We start from the raw sequence: 16,452 nt of genomic DNA on the forward strand, positions 1-16,452 counted from the left end.
CACTCAAAGCGACTTTTTTGCGATATGGTAAGTGTACGCATATAAAAAATGCACTCTGTCGGACCGTTTAAGGATTTTAATTATGAGCCACACTCTCACCCACTCTGGACTCAGCGTTGATAAGCAACTAGCTGAATTTGTAAAAAAACAACTATTACCAGGTACTCATCTAGACGAACACCAGTTTTGGAAAAGCTTTGCCCACATAGTGCAAACACTTACTCCGCTGAACAAGTCACTACTCGCTAAACGTGAACAATTACAAAAGCAGATTGATGACTACCATGTAGCTAATAAAAACGTTGATCAAGCCCAGTACCAAGCCTTTTTAAAAGACATTGGTTATTTAGTTGATGAACCTGAAAACTTTAATATTGAAACCCAAAATGTAGAGCCAGAAATAGCGTTGACTGCAGGGCCACAGTTAGTAGTTCCAGTTAGTAATGCCCGCTTTGCTTTAAATGCTGCCAATGCACGCTGGGGTTCACTATACGATGCACTATACGGTACAGACGTACTCAGTGAGGAAGATGGTGCAGAGAAAGGGACTCAATACAACCCAGTGCGCGGCTTTAAAGTAATGGCCTACGCCAGACAGTTTTTAGATAAGGCGCTACCCCTTGAAAATGGCTCGCACATCGAAAGTACTAATTATTCAATCGTGGATGGCGCACTTGCAATTACATTACGCGACAGCTCGCACACTACACTTAAAAACCCTGAACAACTCGTTGGCTATCAAGGTGAGGCACAAAACCCAAGTGTTATTTTACTTAAAAACAATGGATTACATGTTGAGCTGCAAATAGATCATCACCACCCTATTGGCCAAGCTGATAAAGCTGGGCTAAAAGATGTGGTACTTGAAGCAGCGCTGACCACCATTATGGACTGTGAAGACTCAGTTGCTGCAGTGGATGCCGAAGATAAAGTGCAAGTTTACAAAAACTGGTTGGGCCTAATGCAGGGCAACTTGGTTGAAACGTTTAGAAAAGGCGACAAAATGGTCGACCGTACGTTACAAGCCGATCGCCAATATACAGGCCTTGATGGCCAAAAACTGACCCTAAAAGGGCGCAGTATGATGTTTGTGCGTAACGTTGGGCATTTAATGACAAACCCTGCTATTACCGATGTAAGTGGTAATGATGTGTTTGAAGGAATTATGGATGCCATGTTCACCGCAACAGCCGCACTGCATGATTTAAACACTAAAAATGCCATTCAAAACTCAACCGCGCAAAGTACTAATATTGTAAAGCCAAAAATGCATGGCCCTGATGAAGTAGCATTTGCTAACACTTTATTTGGCATGGTTGAAGAGGCGCTGAGCTTGCCTAAAAACACCCTAAAAATGGGTATTATGGACGAGGAGCGTCGTACATCTGCTAACTTAAAAGCCTGTATTCATGCTGCTAAAGAGCGTGTTGTATTTATTAACACCGGCTTTTTAGACCGCACCGGTGATGAAATACACACCTCTATGCAAGCAGGTGTGGTACTGCCTAAAGCCGCTATTAAAGCACAGCCTTGGATCAGCGCTTATGAAGATCGTAATGTTGATATTGGCCTAGCCTGTGGCTTAAGCCACAAAGCACAAATTGGTAAAGGTATGTGGGCAATGCCCGATAAAATGGCGATGATGATGGAGCAAAAAGTTGCCCACCCTCAATCAGGTGCAAATACGGCTTGGGTGCCCTCTCCTACAGCCGCTACATTACACGCAATGCATTATCATGATGTTGATGTATTTAGCCTGCAGCAAAACATTGCCACGCGCCAAATAGCAAGCCTAGAAAGCTTACTAACACCACCGCTAATGACAAACCCAGAAACGCTATCAAAAGAAGATATTCAAAGTGAGCTTGAAAATAACGCGCAAGGTATTTTAGGTTACGTAGTACGCTGGATTGACCAAGGAATAGGCTGTTCTAAAGTGCCTGACATTAACCATATTGGCTTAATGGAAGATAGAGCGACCTTACGTATTTCAAGCCAGCATATCGCCAACTGGCTGCATCATGGCGTGTGCAGTAAAGAGCAAGTACAAAAAGTGATGGCAAAAATGGCTAAGGTTGTTGATGGCCAAAATGAACATGACAGCCTTTACATTCCCATGGCAACTAATGAGCAAACACTGGCTAAAAGTGTTGCCTACCAAGCGGCTTTGGCACTAGTATTTGAAGGCGTTAGCCAACCTAGCGGTTATACTGAGCCGCTACTGCATAGCTACCGCTTAAAATATAAAGCACAGCACCATAACCTAGCTGAATAGCTGACATTTATTTAACACTAAAAAAGCGCGTTTTGCCTACACAAAACGCGCTTTTTGTTTTATTAAGCGGCAAAATAGCTAAAATTCGCCTAGTTAAAACTACGAATTAGTTTTTAATGGTCGCGTTGTGATAAACATTTTGTACGTCATCGCAATCTTCAAGCATATTGATAAATTTATCAAAGTTGGCAATCACTTCTTCATCAGTAATTTCAACATGTACTTGCGGTACAAAGGTAATTTCATCAACTTCAAAGTTAATGCCTTCAAATGCTTCTTCTAATGCCGTTTTAGCTTTAAAGTACTCAGTATGCGGTGCAAACACCGACACCTTGCCATCTTCGGCTTCTACATCAGTCACATCAACGTCAGCCATCATCAGCGCTTCTAACACGACTTCATCGTCGTCGCCTGCAAACCCTAAAACAGCTAGGTGATCAAACATATGAGCAACACAACCAGGTGTGCCTATTTTCGAATCTGTTTTAGTAAACGGTAAGCGCACATCTTTAATAGTACGATTAGGGTTATCGGTTAAACAATCAACAATCACCATACAATTACCTGGGCCGTAGCCTTCGTACCGTGCAGTTGAGTAATCTTCCCCTGCCCCACCGGCTGCTTTTTCTATTGCTTTTTCGATTACGTGCGCGGGAACTTGGTCTTTTTTGGCTTTTTCAATTAAGCGGCGCAATGTTTGATTTACATCTGGGTCGGGTTCACCACTTTTGGCTGCAACGTAAATTTCTTTACCGTACTTCGAATTTACTTTAGTTTTCGCGTTGGCTGTTTTAGCCATCGAACTTTTGCGGACTTCAAATGCTCTGCCCATCTTGTGCCTCTATTGAATACGTTCTGTTTTTGATATTTTACCAATTCAAAGCGTATTGGGCTAGTGGTTCAACATGCTATGCTGTGCAAAAGCATTTGAGTATTAATTTAAATAATACCCGTTATGCTATTAGCGAAATGAAATACAGTGCAATTTAACATAATTAGGGTCTGTTAACCTTTGCGGATTGCTATTTGTTCAAACTAGGGGCAATTTAATCGCGGCGCGAGGTTTGTAACCTAGTGGGCTAAGTCAAAACCGAGCAACAAAGAGTAAATCGCCCCTAGGCAGAACCCTTCGGGCAGCGCCTGTTTGGCATTGCTGCTGCGTTATCGCCTATTTATGGGGAGTAACCACACCACATAGGCTCTGCCTTGCCTAAATACCAAACAGACTGCTGCAAATTCAACCTTGAAAGGTCAACAGACCCCAATCTTTTCAGCGTAACTTTCAACTAACGACACTAATTCATCAAAAGCATGAATCACAAAGTCGGCTTGCTCGGCATACGCAGGGGTTACATCGGGAGCATATAAACAGGCTCGCATTTTTGCATTATGGGCCGCTTGTATATCATATAAATAATCACCAACGTAAATAACGTTATCAACGGGCATGGACCACTGCCTTGCAATCATTAATAAAGCACTCGGATCGGGTTTGGCTGGCGCTTCAGTTCGAGTGAGTACCGTTTCTATTGGCAATGGGTTGTGTTGCAACTTTAGTGTGGCCGCTTTATCAAAATTACGAGTCACAATAGCCATAGGAATATTCTTTGCTCGCAGAGCGTTAACAGCTTCAACAACGCCGGGTAAAAGGGTCGCCGTTTGCGCATCAAGTAGCTCATGCTGATGCACTATATTCATCGCTTCTTCACGCATATAGGGTGAGGGCAATTGCTCTATATATTCGAGTAGGTCTAGTTCTGCAGGGCAACCTACTTGGGCTTTAATCAATGAAAAATTTAATTCTGATGATACTAAGGTTCCGTCTAAATCAAAAATAACACCTTTGATTGCCTCAATTTGCGTTTTCATTTCATTCCTTGCGCTAAGTTATTAGCTCATTTTGCTGGATTTGCTTTATATAAAAAGTATATCAATAGACAATTACAAAGAGTTCAGTCCATTGCCCTCTTAGTATAGCTCATTTGATAACACAATAGTTTGGGTTTGAATAACAACTGTTATATTGATTTTACGATGAAGTAAATTAACGCGATCAGCTAATTTATACAGCAAAAAAGTGCGCACCTTATAAAGGTGCACAGTGGGTTAGTTAGTTTCAAATCGTGCTTCAAGCCACGTATCGTCTTGACTAAAGTTTAACGTTTTTACTTTTCCTCGCCCTTCAACATTTACCATATTGACTTGCGCAGGCCATAAATCGCGCAATGCGCCATTACTCATCTTAACACCTTCAATCTCATCGGGGATCGTCGCTTCTTGGTAAACCCAAAAGAACTTACCATCAACTTGTGCACCCACATAATTAAGTGTGAGCGGCTCACCCGTTAAGGTTTGCAAAGCAACATGAGATTCAACATATTTAGCAAAGCGTTTTTGGTCACGCTTGTTATTGATGATATCCACTTTGCCTTGAAATAAACTGCCAACAGCATGCTCTGTGTCATGTAAGTAAAAGCGATGCATTAATTCAATATTGTGAGTTCGTTGATTAAATAACACCGTGGTAACGGATGATTTTAATTGATGCGCCATACTCGGCGCAGCAATTAAAAAGCAAACAATAATAAGCAAAAATCGCATTATTATTGGTCCTCTTCGTTATTTTTTTCGTCTTTTTTCAGCTCAGTTTTAATATCCTGCATGATATCGCGGCTTACTTTTGCTTTACTCTTTTCACGTTTGTAGACTTCAATACGCGAAGGAATAATACGACGTGGGTAGTGATTGTTTTCTACATTCACATCTGCCGTTTCCCAACCCGGATCAACGGTTACTGAGGTGAGCGGTTTGTTTTTGTCGGTAATAATCAGTTTTTGTACGTTTTTGTGGTTACGACGCCAAATTTCTGCAGGAATGTAACGCTCTTCTTTAGTGCCATCTTCATAAGTTAACTCTAAAAGAATCGGCATCACTAGGCCGCCTAGATTTGAAAACTCCATAACATAGTAGTTTTTGTCTTCTTCTAATGCGCGATCGAGTGTTTTACGCTCCCACGGTTTTAAGCCTTTTAAAAATTTGTTGTACGAATTACGCTCTTTATTAGTAACCGTAAAGCGATCGTTTTCGTCATAAAAATCGGTTACATCTGGATTTTTCTCAACCCAGGTTTTTTTACCTTCAGCACGATTACGCTCAACAAATAATGAGCTTGGCTTATTCGCTTCAATGTCACGTAAACGTTTAAAGTCGATATCAGGGTTTTTGGTGTCTAACCGTAATTGATATACTTTATCAAGCGAGATATCAACATGGTCTGTGGTGTAAAACCAACCACGCCAGAACCAATCTAAATCAACGCCTGACGCTTCTTCCATAGTACGGAAAAAATCAGCTGGAGTAGGGCGCTTATATTTCCAGCGCTGTGCATACTCTTTAAACGCAAAATCAAATAATTCACGACCTAAAATAACTTCACGTAAAATATTTAATGCTGCAGCTGGTTTAGTGTAGGCATTAGGGCCTAAACGAAGCACACTGTCTGATTGCGTCATAATAGGCACTTGAGTTTCAGACTTCATGTACGCCACAATATCACGTGGCTCAACACCCCAAGGAATGGTTGGATCCCATTCACGCCCAGCAACACCATCTAAAAAGCTATTTAAACCTTCATCCATCCAGGTCCACTGACGCTCATCTGAGTTTACAATCATAGGGAAATAAATATGCCCCACTTCGTGGATAACAACCCCGATTAAAAAGCGCTTTTCTGCTTGAGAATAAGTACGCGTGCCATCGTCTTGTAAATCTGTACGTGGACCATTAAAAGTGATCATTGGGTATTCCATACCCCCTACAGGACCATTAACTGACTGTGCAGTTGGGTACGGGTAATCAAATGAGTATTTTGAATATACTTCCATGGTATGTACCACAGATTCAGTTGAATATTTCTTCCATAAATCGCCACCTTCTTTAGGGAAAAACGACATAGCCATAACCAGTGGTTGCTCATTTCCCCCTTGTTGGTAACCTTTAGCATCCCACATAAATTTACGTGACGACGCCCATGCAAAATCACGAACATTTTCAGCTTTAAAATGCCACGTTTTTGTTTTGTCTGTACCGGCTTTTTCGTTTTCGAGCGCTTCTTCTTCAGTAACTACAAATACAGGACGTTTTGCTGTTTCAGCTTTTTTTAAACGCTTGCGCTGAGTACTAGTTAAAACTGAGCTTGGGTTATCAAGTTTACCGGTTGCCGATACAATATGATCTGCAGGAACCGTAATTTCAACGTCGTAGTCGCCAAATTCTAAGGTGAATTCACCGCTGCCTAAAAATGGCTTGTTAGTCCATGCTTCGTAATCAGTATACGCAGCTAAACGAGGGAACCACTGTGCCACTAGGAAAATATCGTTACCGTCTTCTTCAAAGTGTTCATAACCTGCACGTGCACCTACCGCATCTTCTTCAACCAAGTTAAACGCGAAGTCCATGCTAAACTCAACATCTTTACCCGGTTTAAGTGGCGTGTTTAAATCTATACGCATTAGAGTATCAACAACCGTTACACGCAGCGCTTTACCATCTTCATCTTTAACATTGCTAATGGTGTAACCCAGCTCGTTGTCGTTCATAAACTGCTGACGACGTAAATCACCTAAGCTTAATTTAGCAGGCTTAGCATCAGGCTCGTTTTGTAGGGTACTTTTAAAAGTTTGCGTGGTTTCTGCAATCGAGTCATTTTTAAAAATGTTTTGATCAAGCTGTAGCCATAAATATTTAAGCGTATGCGGTGAGTTATTTTTATATTCAATTGTTTGACTCCCCGTTAAACGACGCTTTTGCTCATCAAGCTTTACATCAATATCGTAATCAACCCGTTGTTGCCAGTAATTTTCTGCCGGTGCACCTGCGGCACTGCGGTAAACATTAGGGGTAGGCAAAGCTTCATCTAGTTGACGAAACTTATCAACATAACTGCCTTTAGTTTGTTCAACAGATGAGGCCATCACAGAGCTCGCCATTGCCAAAGGCAATACAAACGCACTCAATGTAAATAAATTTTTCTTCATTGTTAATCCTGATCGATTTTAGTGACGCTACTGTGACAAATTTACAGCTAAGCTTCAATAAAATAGCGATAAAACCCTACTTTTATAGGGTGATATTCCACACCTTTATGTAAATATAAAAAACACGGTTTTACACAGCAACATTTAACTAAATTGTTTAGCAATTTACATAAAAAACTAAGCTGTAAAGGGGGTTTACAAAATAGGCTGAGTATCACTAAAAGTAGAGATAAAATGAAAAAACACAGCTATTTTCATTAAAAATACTAAAAAACGCAGTTTTAGGTTGATCTTTACTATGGTTTGTAATTAGAATCGCCCACTTTTTTAATTTGAGGGTACTTTTTTAGTGTTTCTCTCAAATATTTTTTGTTCTAACTAGTCGTATTAAGTGTGGTGAGTTTATGGATTTTTATGTCCTAAAAAAGCAGCAAAAACTAATTGCAATACCTGCAGACGTGCAAAATTGTAAGCAGTATATTAACTCAGGCTACCTGTATATTGATAAAGTGGCTGCTTGTAATGAAACAAACGCACTAGCAGTATTACAGGCCAAAAAAGCGAAGGCATTAAAGTGGCCTTTAACAATTGCGCTCGCAGCTTTGCCAGTTATTTTTATTGCTTGGTATACTTTAACCTAAAGCGATACTTGCATCTTTAATTGCCTTGGGTATATTGGCGCTCTTATGGTTTTTTAAGAGCGCAAAATGAAAGTTCTTCACACTTCAGACTGGCACTTAGGTCAGCAATTTTATGAACATGATCGCCGTCATGAACATCATGCTTTTTTCTCTTGGTTATTAACCACCCTCGTTAGCCAACAAATCGATTTATTGCTTGTTGCGGGCGATATTTATCATACTGCCACCCCCAGTGCTAGCGCCGAAAACCAACTCTATCAATTTATAAAAAATGCCAAAGCACAGTGCCCACAATTACACGTGGTCATAATTGCCGGCAATCATGACTCTGCTAATCGTATTTTGGCTGCTCAGCCCTTATTAGCCCAGTTTGATACCCATGTTGTAGGCCGGTTTGATCCCGCCAATCCAAATGACGTGGTAATAACAATTAATAATAACGACAAACACGCTGTAGTAATCGCTATGCCGTTTTTACGAACCAGCGATATAAGTACGCTTAGCCAGAGCGAGAATGGCCCTAGTTACGCACAAGGCGTTGCTAAAGCTTACCAACTGGCACTTGAACATGCGTTAACGCTTAACGCTGAAAATACGCCTTTAATTGTTATGGGTCACTTGCATGCCAAAGGTGGAAATATTTCTGGTGACTCTGAGCGTAACTTAGTTATTGGCGGTGAAGAAGCCATTTCTGCGTCAGTATTTGGTAAGCATGCCAATTATGTAGCGCTAGGGCATTTACACAAAGCGCAGTTAGTGGCTAAAAATGAGCACATTCGCTACAGCGGTACACCTATTCCAATGTCGTTTTCAGAAAGGAAATATACCCATCAAGTCAACGTGGTTGAGTTTAACGTACAAAAAGACCAACCGCTAAGCACCACTGTAAACCCCCTTTACATTCCTAGGCTCGCTGAAGTAATTGTATTACCCGAGGGGGAGTGCGTCCCTTTAGCTCAGCTGTGTGAGCAAATAAAAGCGCTCGATACACAACAGTATGAAATAGCCCCGTACTTACGAGTAAAGCTAAAATCCAGTGATATTGACACCACTTTTCGTGAGCAAGTTGAGCAAGCACTAAAAGGCAAACAGGTTAACTTTTGCGGTATAGAACGGGTACGCGATCAGCAAGTGAGTAATTCTTCAGAAACGGTATTTGAGGATTTAAGCTTTGTGGAAATGCTCAACCCAATTAATTTGCTCGAACAAGCCTTTAATAACGACAAAGATATGGCCGGAGAAACCGTACCCAGTGAATTAAAAGCACTATTAACCAACGTTATTGATGAACTTGAACAGGAGCAGCTACTATGAAAATAACCGCCGTACGTATTCATAACTTAGCCTCCATTGCTGATGCCGAAATCGACTTTTTAGCTTCACCACTCAAAGACGCAGGTTTATTCGCCATTACAGGTGACACTGGCGCAGGTAAAAGCACCGTACTTGATGCCATTTGTTTAGCGCTTTATACGAAAACTGCTCGTTTGAAAGGCGATAAAGGCAACCTAATTGATTTTAATGGCGACAACATAAAGCTTAACGATGCCCGTAATTTATTGCGCCGTGGGAAATGGGAAGGCTATGCTGAAGTGGACTTTAGCGGCCAAGATCAGCAACTTTATAGAGCACGCTACAGTATTCAACGCACGCATAAAAAAGTAACCGGCAAACTAAAAGTGGCAGAGCATACTTTGCATAGCTTACCGGATGAAAGCTTAATTGCCGACAAAAGTACCACCATAAAAGCCATTGAAAATAAAATAGGCCTCACTTTTGAGCAGTTCTCCCGTGCAGTGTTACTAGCACAGCATGAGTTTGCCGCCTTTTTAAAAGCCACCGGCGATGAGCGCGCGCAACTTTTAGAGTGCCTTACCGGCACCGATAAATTTAGTCGAATTGGCCAACGTATATTTGAGCGTAATAAAGCAGTTAAAGATAAGTTTGAATTACTAACAGCTAGCTTAGCCAGTTATGCGTTATTGTCTGATGAAGAGCTAAGTGAGAAGAAGCACACTCTTGATGAACTTAAAAAACAAACTGAACACATAAAAACAACGTTGGCCAGCACAGAGCAGGGTGTTAATTGGTATAAACAAGCACACAGTTTAGAGCAAGCATTAACAGAGGCTCAACAAAACGAGCAACAAGCAAGTGATGCACTAAATGCGGTTAAAGCACAAACTGAGCAAGCAAAACAAGCACAAAGTGCGCTTGAAATTAAAGATAATCGCCAACGCTTTAAAAGCTTAACGGTGCAAAACAGCCAGTTAAATTCGCAAATAAAGGAATTAAACGCACTGGATCATGCCGCGCTTATTAATGAACAAGCAAGTAAGGTTAAAAAACAACAAAGCGAATTAGCAACAGCAAAACAACAACAACAAACAGCTGAACCAGTCATAACAAAAGCACGTGAGCTCGACAGTCAATTAGCTATTTTTACGCAAAGTATAACAAGCCTCACACAACAAAGAGCCAAAGAGCAGCAACAATTAAACGAGTTACAACAGCAGTTACAACAAAATAATCTCAGCGTGGAGCAGGCAACAACACAAAGCACTCACCATCAGCAATGGTTACAAGAAAACAATCAACTAAAGCCATTGGCCACTGATTGGAACTATTTTAATCACAGCTTTAAGCAGTTTTTTAATACCACAACGCAATTAAAAACACTCGAGCAACAAAAGCAAACTATTACTTTGCAGCTAAGCACTCTCGCTACCAAGCTCAACGAGCAAAATAAACAGTTAGAACATGCAGAGCACGCACTAAGCACTGAACAACAAAATCTAAATAAGCTCACCCAACAGCAAGAGCAATTCAATATTGAGCAGTGTGATAATCAGCTTAAAAATATTGATTATTTAAAAGAGCAACGAGCGCGTTATAAGCAATTTAATCAAGAACTAAAGCACACAGTGCAGCAACAAAGTGCTACAGCAGAAAAGCTAACTCAGAGTGAACAAACTAACATCACACTGCGTGAGCAATTAAGCAGAAAAGAGCAAGCACTTAAACACACCGAGCAATCGCTTAATCAAGCACGGCTGCGTGCGAGTGAACATGTTGAACATTTACGCGCACAACTACTGCCTAATGAGGCATGTGCGGTTTGTGGAGCCACTGAGCATCCGTTTGCAAATAATCAAAGCCAACCTTTTAATAACTTAATAACCGACTTTGAAAATACTTATACTGGCGCTAAGCAGCAGCACTTAGATGCACAAACCCAGCTACATCAACATCAAACGCAGCATGCTGTTTTAGTCGCTGAGCATAAGCAGCAAAGCCAAGCGATTGCTGATGCCCAAGCCAAAATGTTAGACATTAAAAACACCATGCAAGCGGCTAAAACAGATCTTAATGACTTGAGCGTTGAGCAGCTTGATGACACCCATAAACAATTAAGCGAGCAAAAAGCGCAGTACTTTTCAGCACAAAAACAACAAAAACAGTTGCAAGAAACGGTTAACCAACTGCAAAACACGGTTAAAAAAGAACAGACTGCTCAGCAACAATTAAATACCCAGCATGTTGAACTGAACAATCAGCTCACCATGCTTAATAATAAGCACCAGGAATTGCTCAGCCAACGCGAAGCACTAATAGGTGAGCTGAATTCTCATTTTGAAAACAGTCAATTTTGGCAAGCATTGCAAACCGACACGTTAACGCTAAGCGAGCTAGGTGAGCAAGTAGAGCAGTATCAACATCAGCAACTACAACTTGAGCAAACTCAAAAGCAATTAGACAGCGCCAATTTACAGCTGCAGCAGCTAACCCCGCTTATGACTAAAGCTGAGCAGCGAATTAGCACGCTCAACGACGATTTAACTAAAGCACAGCAGCAGCACAACAATACTCAGCAACAGCGCTTAGCGTTATTCGATAACCAAACGATCAGCGCTGATGACTACCAGGCTCAGCTGAATAGGCAAGTAGAGCAGTGTCAGGGTGAATTAAATCAGAGTCAACAGGCACACGATAGCGCCGTAAAACAGCGCGATGAGCACGCTATTACGCTTAAAAACCTTGAGCAGCGCTTCGCCGATAACAGCCAAGAGCTAACCACACTTGAAACACGCTATAGTGCTTGGTTTGAAGAATTTAGCGCGCTTTATGCTGATATTAGCCATCAGCAAATCGAGATGCTACTGGCTATAAGTAATGACGATATTAAAGAGCAGCTAAAGCATAGCGAGCAGTTATCTCAAGCATTAGTTGATGCTCATGCCGCGCTAAAACAACAGCAAAATGCCAATGAGCAGCATCAGCAAAATAATAAGCCAGCACACAGCGAAGCACAGTTAATTGAGCAACAAACTCAATTAACTGTGCAGCAAACACAATTACACAATAACTTACTTACGATTAATACTGCCATCGAGCAGCACAACCAAAATGCAAAAGCTCTTGAGGGCAAGCAGGCTGAGCTAAGCAAGCTTAAACAACAAGTAGAACAATGGCATTTACTTAATAAAGTGCTCGGTGATGCAACCGGCAAAACAATGCGTAATTTAGCGCAAACACAAACACTAAAAATATTGCTGCATTATGCTAATAGCCATTTAAAAACGCTGAATAAGCGTTACGAACTCACAGCAATAGCTGATTCACTTGATATAGCGATTATTGACCGCGATATGGCCGATGAACAACGTTCTGTAAACACACTCTCTGGCGGAGAGTCGTTTTTAGTATCATTGGCACTTGCATTAGGGCTGGCCTCTTTATCTTCAAACAAAGTGCAAATTAACTCGTTATTTGTTGACGAAGGCTTTGGTACACTAGATAGTGAAACACTCAGTATTGCAATGGACGCGCTAGATTCACTGCAAGCGCAAGGTAGAAAGGTCGGTGTGATTTCACATGTAAGTGAAATGAGCGAACGCGTTGCAACGCAAATTCATGTCGCTAAAAAACCGGGTGGATACTCCACCATAAACGTAATTTAAGGAAATAGTATGCCCACTTTTACAGGCGAAGAAGCACAAGAGTATGATAACCGTATTACCCGCTTAGTCCCAGGTTACGAGCTATTACATCAACTAACCAACGCACAGCTAAGCGCTACGTTAACTGATAACGCCCATATTTTAGTGGTAGGCGCAGGCACAGGTAAAGAAATCGCAGCGCTGGCGAATATTAATTCTACATGGCAGTTTACCGCTCAAGATACCTCGGCCGACATGTTAGCCATTGCTAAGCAACGCTTTATAGAGCAAGGTATTGATGCACGTATCAGCATTGAGTGCCAACCAGTAGATAAATTAAAAGTTAAAGCCGACGCGGTATTATGTTTATTGGTGATGCATTTTGTTGAAGATAACGGCGATAAGAAGCAGTTATTAAAGGGGATTAAAAACAATCTTAAAAAATCCGCACCAGTATTTATTGCTGATTTAATGCGCCCAGAAACCCCGTTTGAACGAGAGGCACAACTTAATACATGCAAAGAGCTTGGCCTTAGTGAAGCAGGAAAAACGCAAATGGCACATAACTTAGAGCGTGAGTTTTACCCGCTTGATCGGATGCGTTTTAGTGAGTTACTTAATGAATGTGGCTTTGGCATTCCAAAACTGTACTTTAAAGCACTTGGTTTTAGTGGGTACGTGGTATAAATTTTTTGCAAAAAAAAAAGCTAATATCGTATTGATATTAGCTTTATCGCTTAACGTTAGTTTAGCGTGGTGAGTGCGCTATAAAGCCCACTCCCTTTAAATTAGATGCAAACGATGTTTTCAGCTTGCGGGCCTTTTTGACCTTGAGTTACGCTAAACTGTACTTTTTGGCCTTCAGCTAAAGTTTTGAAACCGTCGCCTGAAATTGCACTGAAATGTGCGAAAACGTCTGGACCAGACTCTTGCTCAATAAAACCAAAACCTTTAGCTTCGTTGAAAAATTTTACAGTACCAGTAGTTGTATTAGACATAATAATATCCTAAAAAAATAAATAAAAAATTGCCTTAAAATAGGCGTTTAACAGGAAGAAAACAAACATTTAACTTGAGGATATCGCGAAGGATTATTACTAATAACAACGTGGTACTTACAAATAAACTGGGCTTTCTATCAACCCGATGGCAAGCAGAATAACAGCAATACAGTTTATAACAAGCTTTATTTATACTTTATTTTTATATACAACTGTAAAGCCCCTCATAATAGGCTTTACAGTGTCCTCGGCTTTACTTTTTAAACTTCGTGTTAAAACATAACCTGTTAAAAGTGCAAATTACGCGCTCTTACAATATCTTTCATCACAATGGTTGAGGTTAAACGTTGTACACCTGGCAGGGCTGATAGCTTGTCATCGTAGAGTTGTTGGAACGCGGCTAAATCTTTAGTAACGACATGTAACAGGTAATCAGGTGTACCGAATAGTCGTTGAGCATTGGTGATCTGAGGAATAGCATCCACTGCTTGCTCTAATTTGCTTAGCGACACTTTATCGCCCTCTTTAATAGTAATAAATACTAACGCAGAAAAGTTTAAACCCACTTTCTCAGGTGATATTTCGGTGCGGTAACCCACAATTGCTTTGCTTTTCTCAAGCTCTTTAACACGGCGGTGACAGGGCGACACGCTTAGCCCAACACGATCAGCCAATTCAGAGAGGGTAAGTCTGCCATCGACTTGTAATTCGGCAAGAATTTTCCTATCCATGGTATCCATAGTTAATTATTTCCTAAAATGAACGCTTATATTAGTAAAATACAGTAACTTTTACTCATCAGAAAGAAATAAAATAGCTACTCACTTATTTTAGGTTATAGCGCTATGGATATTAATATTATTTTTTCTTTTTGGCTGGTATCAATTTTGTTTGTTCTCACCCCTGGTGCAGATTGGGCTTATACAATTAGTGCAGGAATAGCAGGCGATAAAATTGTTCCTGCGGTGTCAGGGTTAATACTTGGGCATTTAATGGCCAGTTTAATTGTGGTGGTAGGGTTAGGTGCGCTATTAGCATCGCATGCTATTTTTATAAAGCTGTTAACCTTGTTCGGTGCTTTATACATAATTTGGATTGCTACATCACTGTACCGATTCCCTCCTATGCCTGCTGCCTATAACGATGGCCAACAACATACCTCAGACACCCCTCTAAAGTGGATGAGAAAGGGTTTTATTATTAGTGGTTTAAACCCTAAAGTAATGCTGTTATTTTTAGCCTTGTTACCACAGTTTGTGTTGCCAACTTTATCGTTTTCTATCACTGAACAATTGCTGGTACTGAGTGTAATTCATTTAGTAGGCTGTGCGTTGGTGTATTGGTTAATAGGGATAAGTGCCAGAAAAATCCTCAGTAACAATCCCGCATTGTCCCTTAAGTTTGGGCGTGCATCGGCATGTGTACTGTTTATTTTGGGCTCACTAATGCTAGTTGATAGCGCACAAAAACTAACTCACGTCGTGTAACAGTAGCAAAAGAGAAAGTGGCTTATCTTAGCTGAGCCACTAATTCACTCAAACGGGCAATTTTAATATTACTCAGCTGCCTATAATCAAAATAGGGGCACACAATAATATTCTGGCTTTTATCTATAGCAAACTCATCATCAAGCCAATCAAATTGGGCGTTTAATTTACCTTGTTGTATTAAGTTTTTAGCGTGAGTTCGCCCAGCAATAATGTGCAACTGGTTTTTACTCTCAGTAAGCACCGGTGTGCTAAATAGTAATGCAGTCCCGCTATGCTGTTGTAACAACAGCTCATCTCGATATGCTTGCCAGCTTACTGCTTGTTTAGCAAATGAGTAATGCTCGCTTGGCAGCGCAAATAACACTTTGGCGTACACATTAAAGACTTTTCGCCAGCCATTGCCACAGTGCTGATTTATGCTATTTATTTGCCCACTAGCCACAGGCTCTAACTGCGCAAGTGCTTCAAAGTAAGGCATAGGTGGGGCTTTTGCTACATACACGCCAACTCTAAATGAATTATCACCTAACCCTATTAACTGGCTGCTCACCTTAACTACTCTTATTTTGCGCTAAAATACGATCAAGGTTGTTAGCAAAATTTTGTCTGTCACTTTGGCTCAATGGAGGCGGCCCACCACTCATTTCTACGCCACTTGAGCGCATAGTATCCATAAAATCACGTACATTTAGTAAAGAGCGAATGTTTTCAGGAGTATAAAGCTCACCGCGCGGATTAAGCGCTTGGCCGCCGTTATCAATCACTTCGCTAGCTAGCGGGATATCTCCAGTGATCACTAAATCACCTTTTTCAATTCGTTTAACTATTTCATCATCAGCGACATCAAATCCTGATGACACTTGTAGTCGACTAATAAATTTTGACGGTGGAATGCGCATGGCATGATTTGCAACCAGTATAGTTTCTGTTTGCGTACGCTCTGCAGCTCTAAATAAGATTTCTTTTATTACCACCGGACAAGCGTCAGCATCAACCCAAATTTTCATGCTAAATTCTTTAAATTGCTTTAGTATTAGAGCGATCCTATAGCAATTTCTAAAGAAAAGGA

The 16,452-nt window shown here is 40.8% G+C and carries 14 protein-coding genes; 6 read left to right on the forward strand and 8 right to left on the reverse strand.

Annotation, left to right across the window (positions count from 1 at the left end):
- Window positions 1-82: 82 nt before the first annotated feature.
- Window positions 83-2,275 carry a malate synthase G gene (locus MTF66_RS07440; protein ID WP_248526943.1) on the forward strand — a complete coding sequence of 731 codons (2,193 nt, stop codon included), beginning with the start codon at window positions 83-85 and terminating at the stop codon, window positions 2,273-2,275.
- A 106-nt stretch (window positions 2,276-2,381) separates the two neighbouring features.
- Here MTF66_RS07440 and MTF66_RS07445 read toward each other — a convergent pair whose 3' ends face one another.
- The 4 genes from MTF66_RS07445 to MTF66_RS07460 form a co-directional block, all read right to left on the reverse strand.
- Window positions 2,382-3,107, reverse strand: a complete 726-nt coding sequence (locus MTF66_RS07445) for a YebC/PmpR family DNA-binding transcriptional regulator (protein ID WP_010388706.1) — start codon at window positions 3,105-3,107, stop codon at window positions 2,382-2,384.
- 419 nt (window positions 3,108-3,526) lie between these two features.
- Window positions 3,527-4,144, reverse strand: a complete 618-nt coding sequence (locus MTF66_RS07450; RefSeq protein WP_055012630.1) for an HAD family hydrolase — start codon at window positions 4,142-4,144, stop codon at window positions 3,527-3,529.
- 237 nt (window positions 4,145-4,381) lie between these two features.
- A complete protein-coding gene (locus MTF66_RS07455; RefSeq protein WP_010388709.1) occupies window positions 4,382-4,876 on the reverse strand; it encodes a DUF6702 family protein in 495 nt (164 codons plus the stop codon).
- Window positions 4,877-4,878: 2 nt separating this feature from the next.
- The gene (locus tag MTF66_RS07460) at window positions 4,879-7,311 is read right to left on the reverse strand and encodes a M1 family metallopeptidase (RefSeq protein ID WP_010388710.1); all 2,433 of its coding nucleotides are present in this window, start codon (window positions 7,309-7,311) and stop codon (window positions 4,879-4,881) included.
- Between the two features lie 404 nt (window positions 7,312-7,715).
- Between MTF66_RS07460 and MTF66_RS07465 the strand changes: the two genes are divergently transcribed.
- The 4 genes from MTF66_RS07465 (at window position 7,716) to MTF66_RS07480 (ending at window position 13,579) form a co-directional block, all read left to right on the forward strand.
- A complete protein-coding gene (locus MTF66_RS07465) occupies window positions 7,716-7,952 on the forward strand; it encodes a hypothetical protein (protein WP_010388711.1) in 237 nt (78 codons plus the stop codon).
- Between the two features lie 66 nt (window positions 7,953-8,018).
- The gene (locus tag MTF66_RS07470; RefSeq protein ID WP_248526944.1) at window positions 8,019-9,266 is read left to right on the forward strand and encodes an exonuclease SbcCD subunit D C-terminal domain-containing protein; all 1,248 of its coding nucleotides are present in this window, start codon (window positions 8,019-8,021) and stop codon (window positions 9,264-9,266) included.
- On the forward strand, window positions 9,263-12,913 hold the full coding sequence (locus tag MTF66_RS07475) for an SbcC/MukB-like Walker B domain-containing protein (protein WP_248526945.1): 3,651 nt from the start codon (window positions 9,263-9,265) through the stop codon (window positions 12,911-12,913). The genes MTF66_RS07470 and MTF66_RS07475 overlap by 4 nt, the downstream gene beginning before the upstream one ends.
- A 9-nt stretch (window positions 12,914-12,922) precedes the next feature.
- Window positions 12,923-13,579 (forward strand): class I SAM-dependent methyltransferase, encoded by a 657-nt coding sequence (locus MTF66_RS07480; protein ID WP_198522923.1) that lies wholly within the window; start codon window positions 12,923-12,925, stop codon window positions 13,577-13,579.
- A 101-nt stretch (window positions 13,580-13,680) separates the two neighbouring features.
- Here MTF66_RS07480 and MTF66_RS07485 read toward each other — a convergent pair whose 3' ends face one another.
- Both MTF66_RS07485 and MTF66_RS07490 read right to left on the reverse strand, forming a co-directional pair.
- Window positions 13,681-13,890 (reverse strand): cold-shock protein, encoded by a 210-nt coding sequence (locus MTF66_RS07485; protein WP_008110773.1) that lies wholly within the window; start codon window positions 13,888-13,890, stop codon window positions 13,681-13,683.
- Window positions 13,891-14,180: 290 nt separating this feature from the next.
- Entirely contained in the window at window positions 14,181-14,624 is a 444-nt protein-coding gene (locus MTF66_RS07490) for an Lrp/AsnC family transcriptional regulator (RefSeq protein WP_226916194.1), read from the reverse strand.
- Between the two features lie 114 nt (window positions 14,625-14,738).
- Between MTF66_RS07490 and MTF66_RS07495 the strand changes: the two genes are divergently transcribed.
- Window positions 14,739-15,380, forward strand: a complete 642-nt coding sequence (locus MTF66_RS07495) for a LysE family translocator (RefSeq protein ID WP_055012637.1) — start codon at window positions 14,739-14,741, stop codon at window positions 15,378-15,380.
- Window positions 15,381-15,402: 22 nt separating this feature from the next.
- Here MTF66_RS07495 and MTF66_RS07500 read toward each other — a convergent pair whose 3' ends face one another.
- Window positions 15,403-15,933 (reverse strand): hypothetical protein, encoded by a 531-nt coding sequence (locus tag MTF66_RS07500; protein WP_010388717.1) that lies wholly within the window; start codon window positions 15,931-15,933, stop codon window positions 15,403-15,405.
- Between the two features lies 1 nt (window position 15,934).
- Window positions 15,935-16,390 (reverse strand): YaiI/YqxD family protein, encoded by a 456-nt coding sequence (locus MTF66_RS07505; protein ID WP_010388718.1) that lies wholly within the window; start codon window positions 16,388-16,390, stop codon window positions 15,935-15,937.
- Window positions 16,391-16,452 lie beyond the last annotated feature (62 nt).

This window comes from Pseudoalteromonas sp. 2CM39R (assembly GCF_023161845.1).

Excerpts from the sequence above, each read along its gene's own strand:
- MTF66_RS07440 (WP_248526943.1), top strand. The coding sequence starts at position 83 with ATGAGCCACACTCTCACCCACTCTGGACTCAGCGTTGATAAGCAACTA.
- MTF66_RS07445 (WP_010388706.1), bottom strand. The coding sequence starts at position 3,107 with ATGGGCAGAGCATTTGAAGTCCGCAAAAGTTCGATGGCTAAAACAGCC.
- MTF66_RS07450 (WP_055012630.1), bottom strand. The coding sequence starts at position 4,144 with ATGAAAACGCAAATTGAGGCAATCAAAGGTGTTATTTTTGATTTAGAC.
- MTF66_RS07455 (WP_010388709.1), bottom strand. The coding sequence starts at position 4,876 with ATGCGATTTTTGCTTATTATTGTTTGCTTTTTAATTGCTGCGCCGAGT.
- MTF66_RS07460 (WP_010388710.1), bottom strand. The coding sequence starts at position 7,311 with ATGAAGAAAAATTTATTTACATTGAGTGCGTTTGTATTGCCTTTGGCA.
- MTF66_RS07465 (WP_010388711.1), top strand. The coding sequence starts at position 7,716 with ATGGATTTTTATGTCCTAAAAAAGCAGCAAAAACTAATTGCAATACCT.
- MTF66_RS07470 (WP_248526944.1), top strand. The coding sequence starts at position 8,019 with ATGAAAGTTCTTCACACTTCAGACTGGCACTTAGGTCAGCAATTTTAT.
- MTF66_RS07475 (WP_248526945.1), top strand. The coding sequence starts at position 9,263 with ATGAAAATAACCGCCGTACGTATTCATAACTTAGCCTCCATTGCTGAT.
- MTF66_RS07480 (WP_198522923.1), top strand. The coding sequence starts at position 12,923 with ATGCCCACTTTTACAGGCGAAGAAGCACAAGAGTATGATAACCGTATT.
- MTF66_RS07485 (WP_008110773.1), bottom strand. The coding sequence starts at position 13,890 with ATGTCTAATACAACTACTGGTACTGTAAAATTTTTCAACGAAGCTAAA.
- MTF66_RS07490 (WP_226916194.1), bottom strand. The coding sequence starts at position 14,624 with ATGGATAGGAAAATTCTTGCCGAATTACAAGTCGATGGCAGACTTACC.
- MTF66_RS07495 (WP_055012637.1), top strand. The coding sequence starts at position 14,739 with ATGGATATTAATATTATTTTTTCTTTTTGGCTGGTATCAATTTTGTTT.
- MTF66_RS07505 (WP_010388718.1), bottom strand. The coding sequence starts at position 16,390 with ATGAAAATTTGGGTTGATGCTGACGCTTGTCCGGTGGTAATAAAAGAA.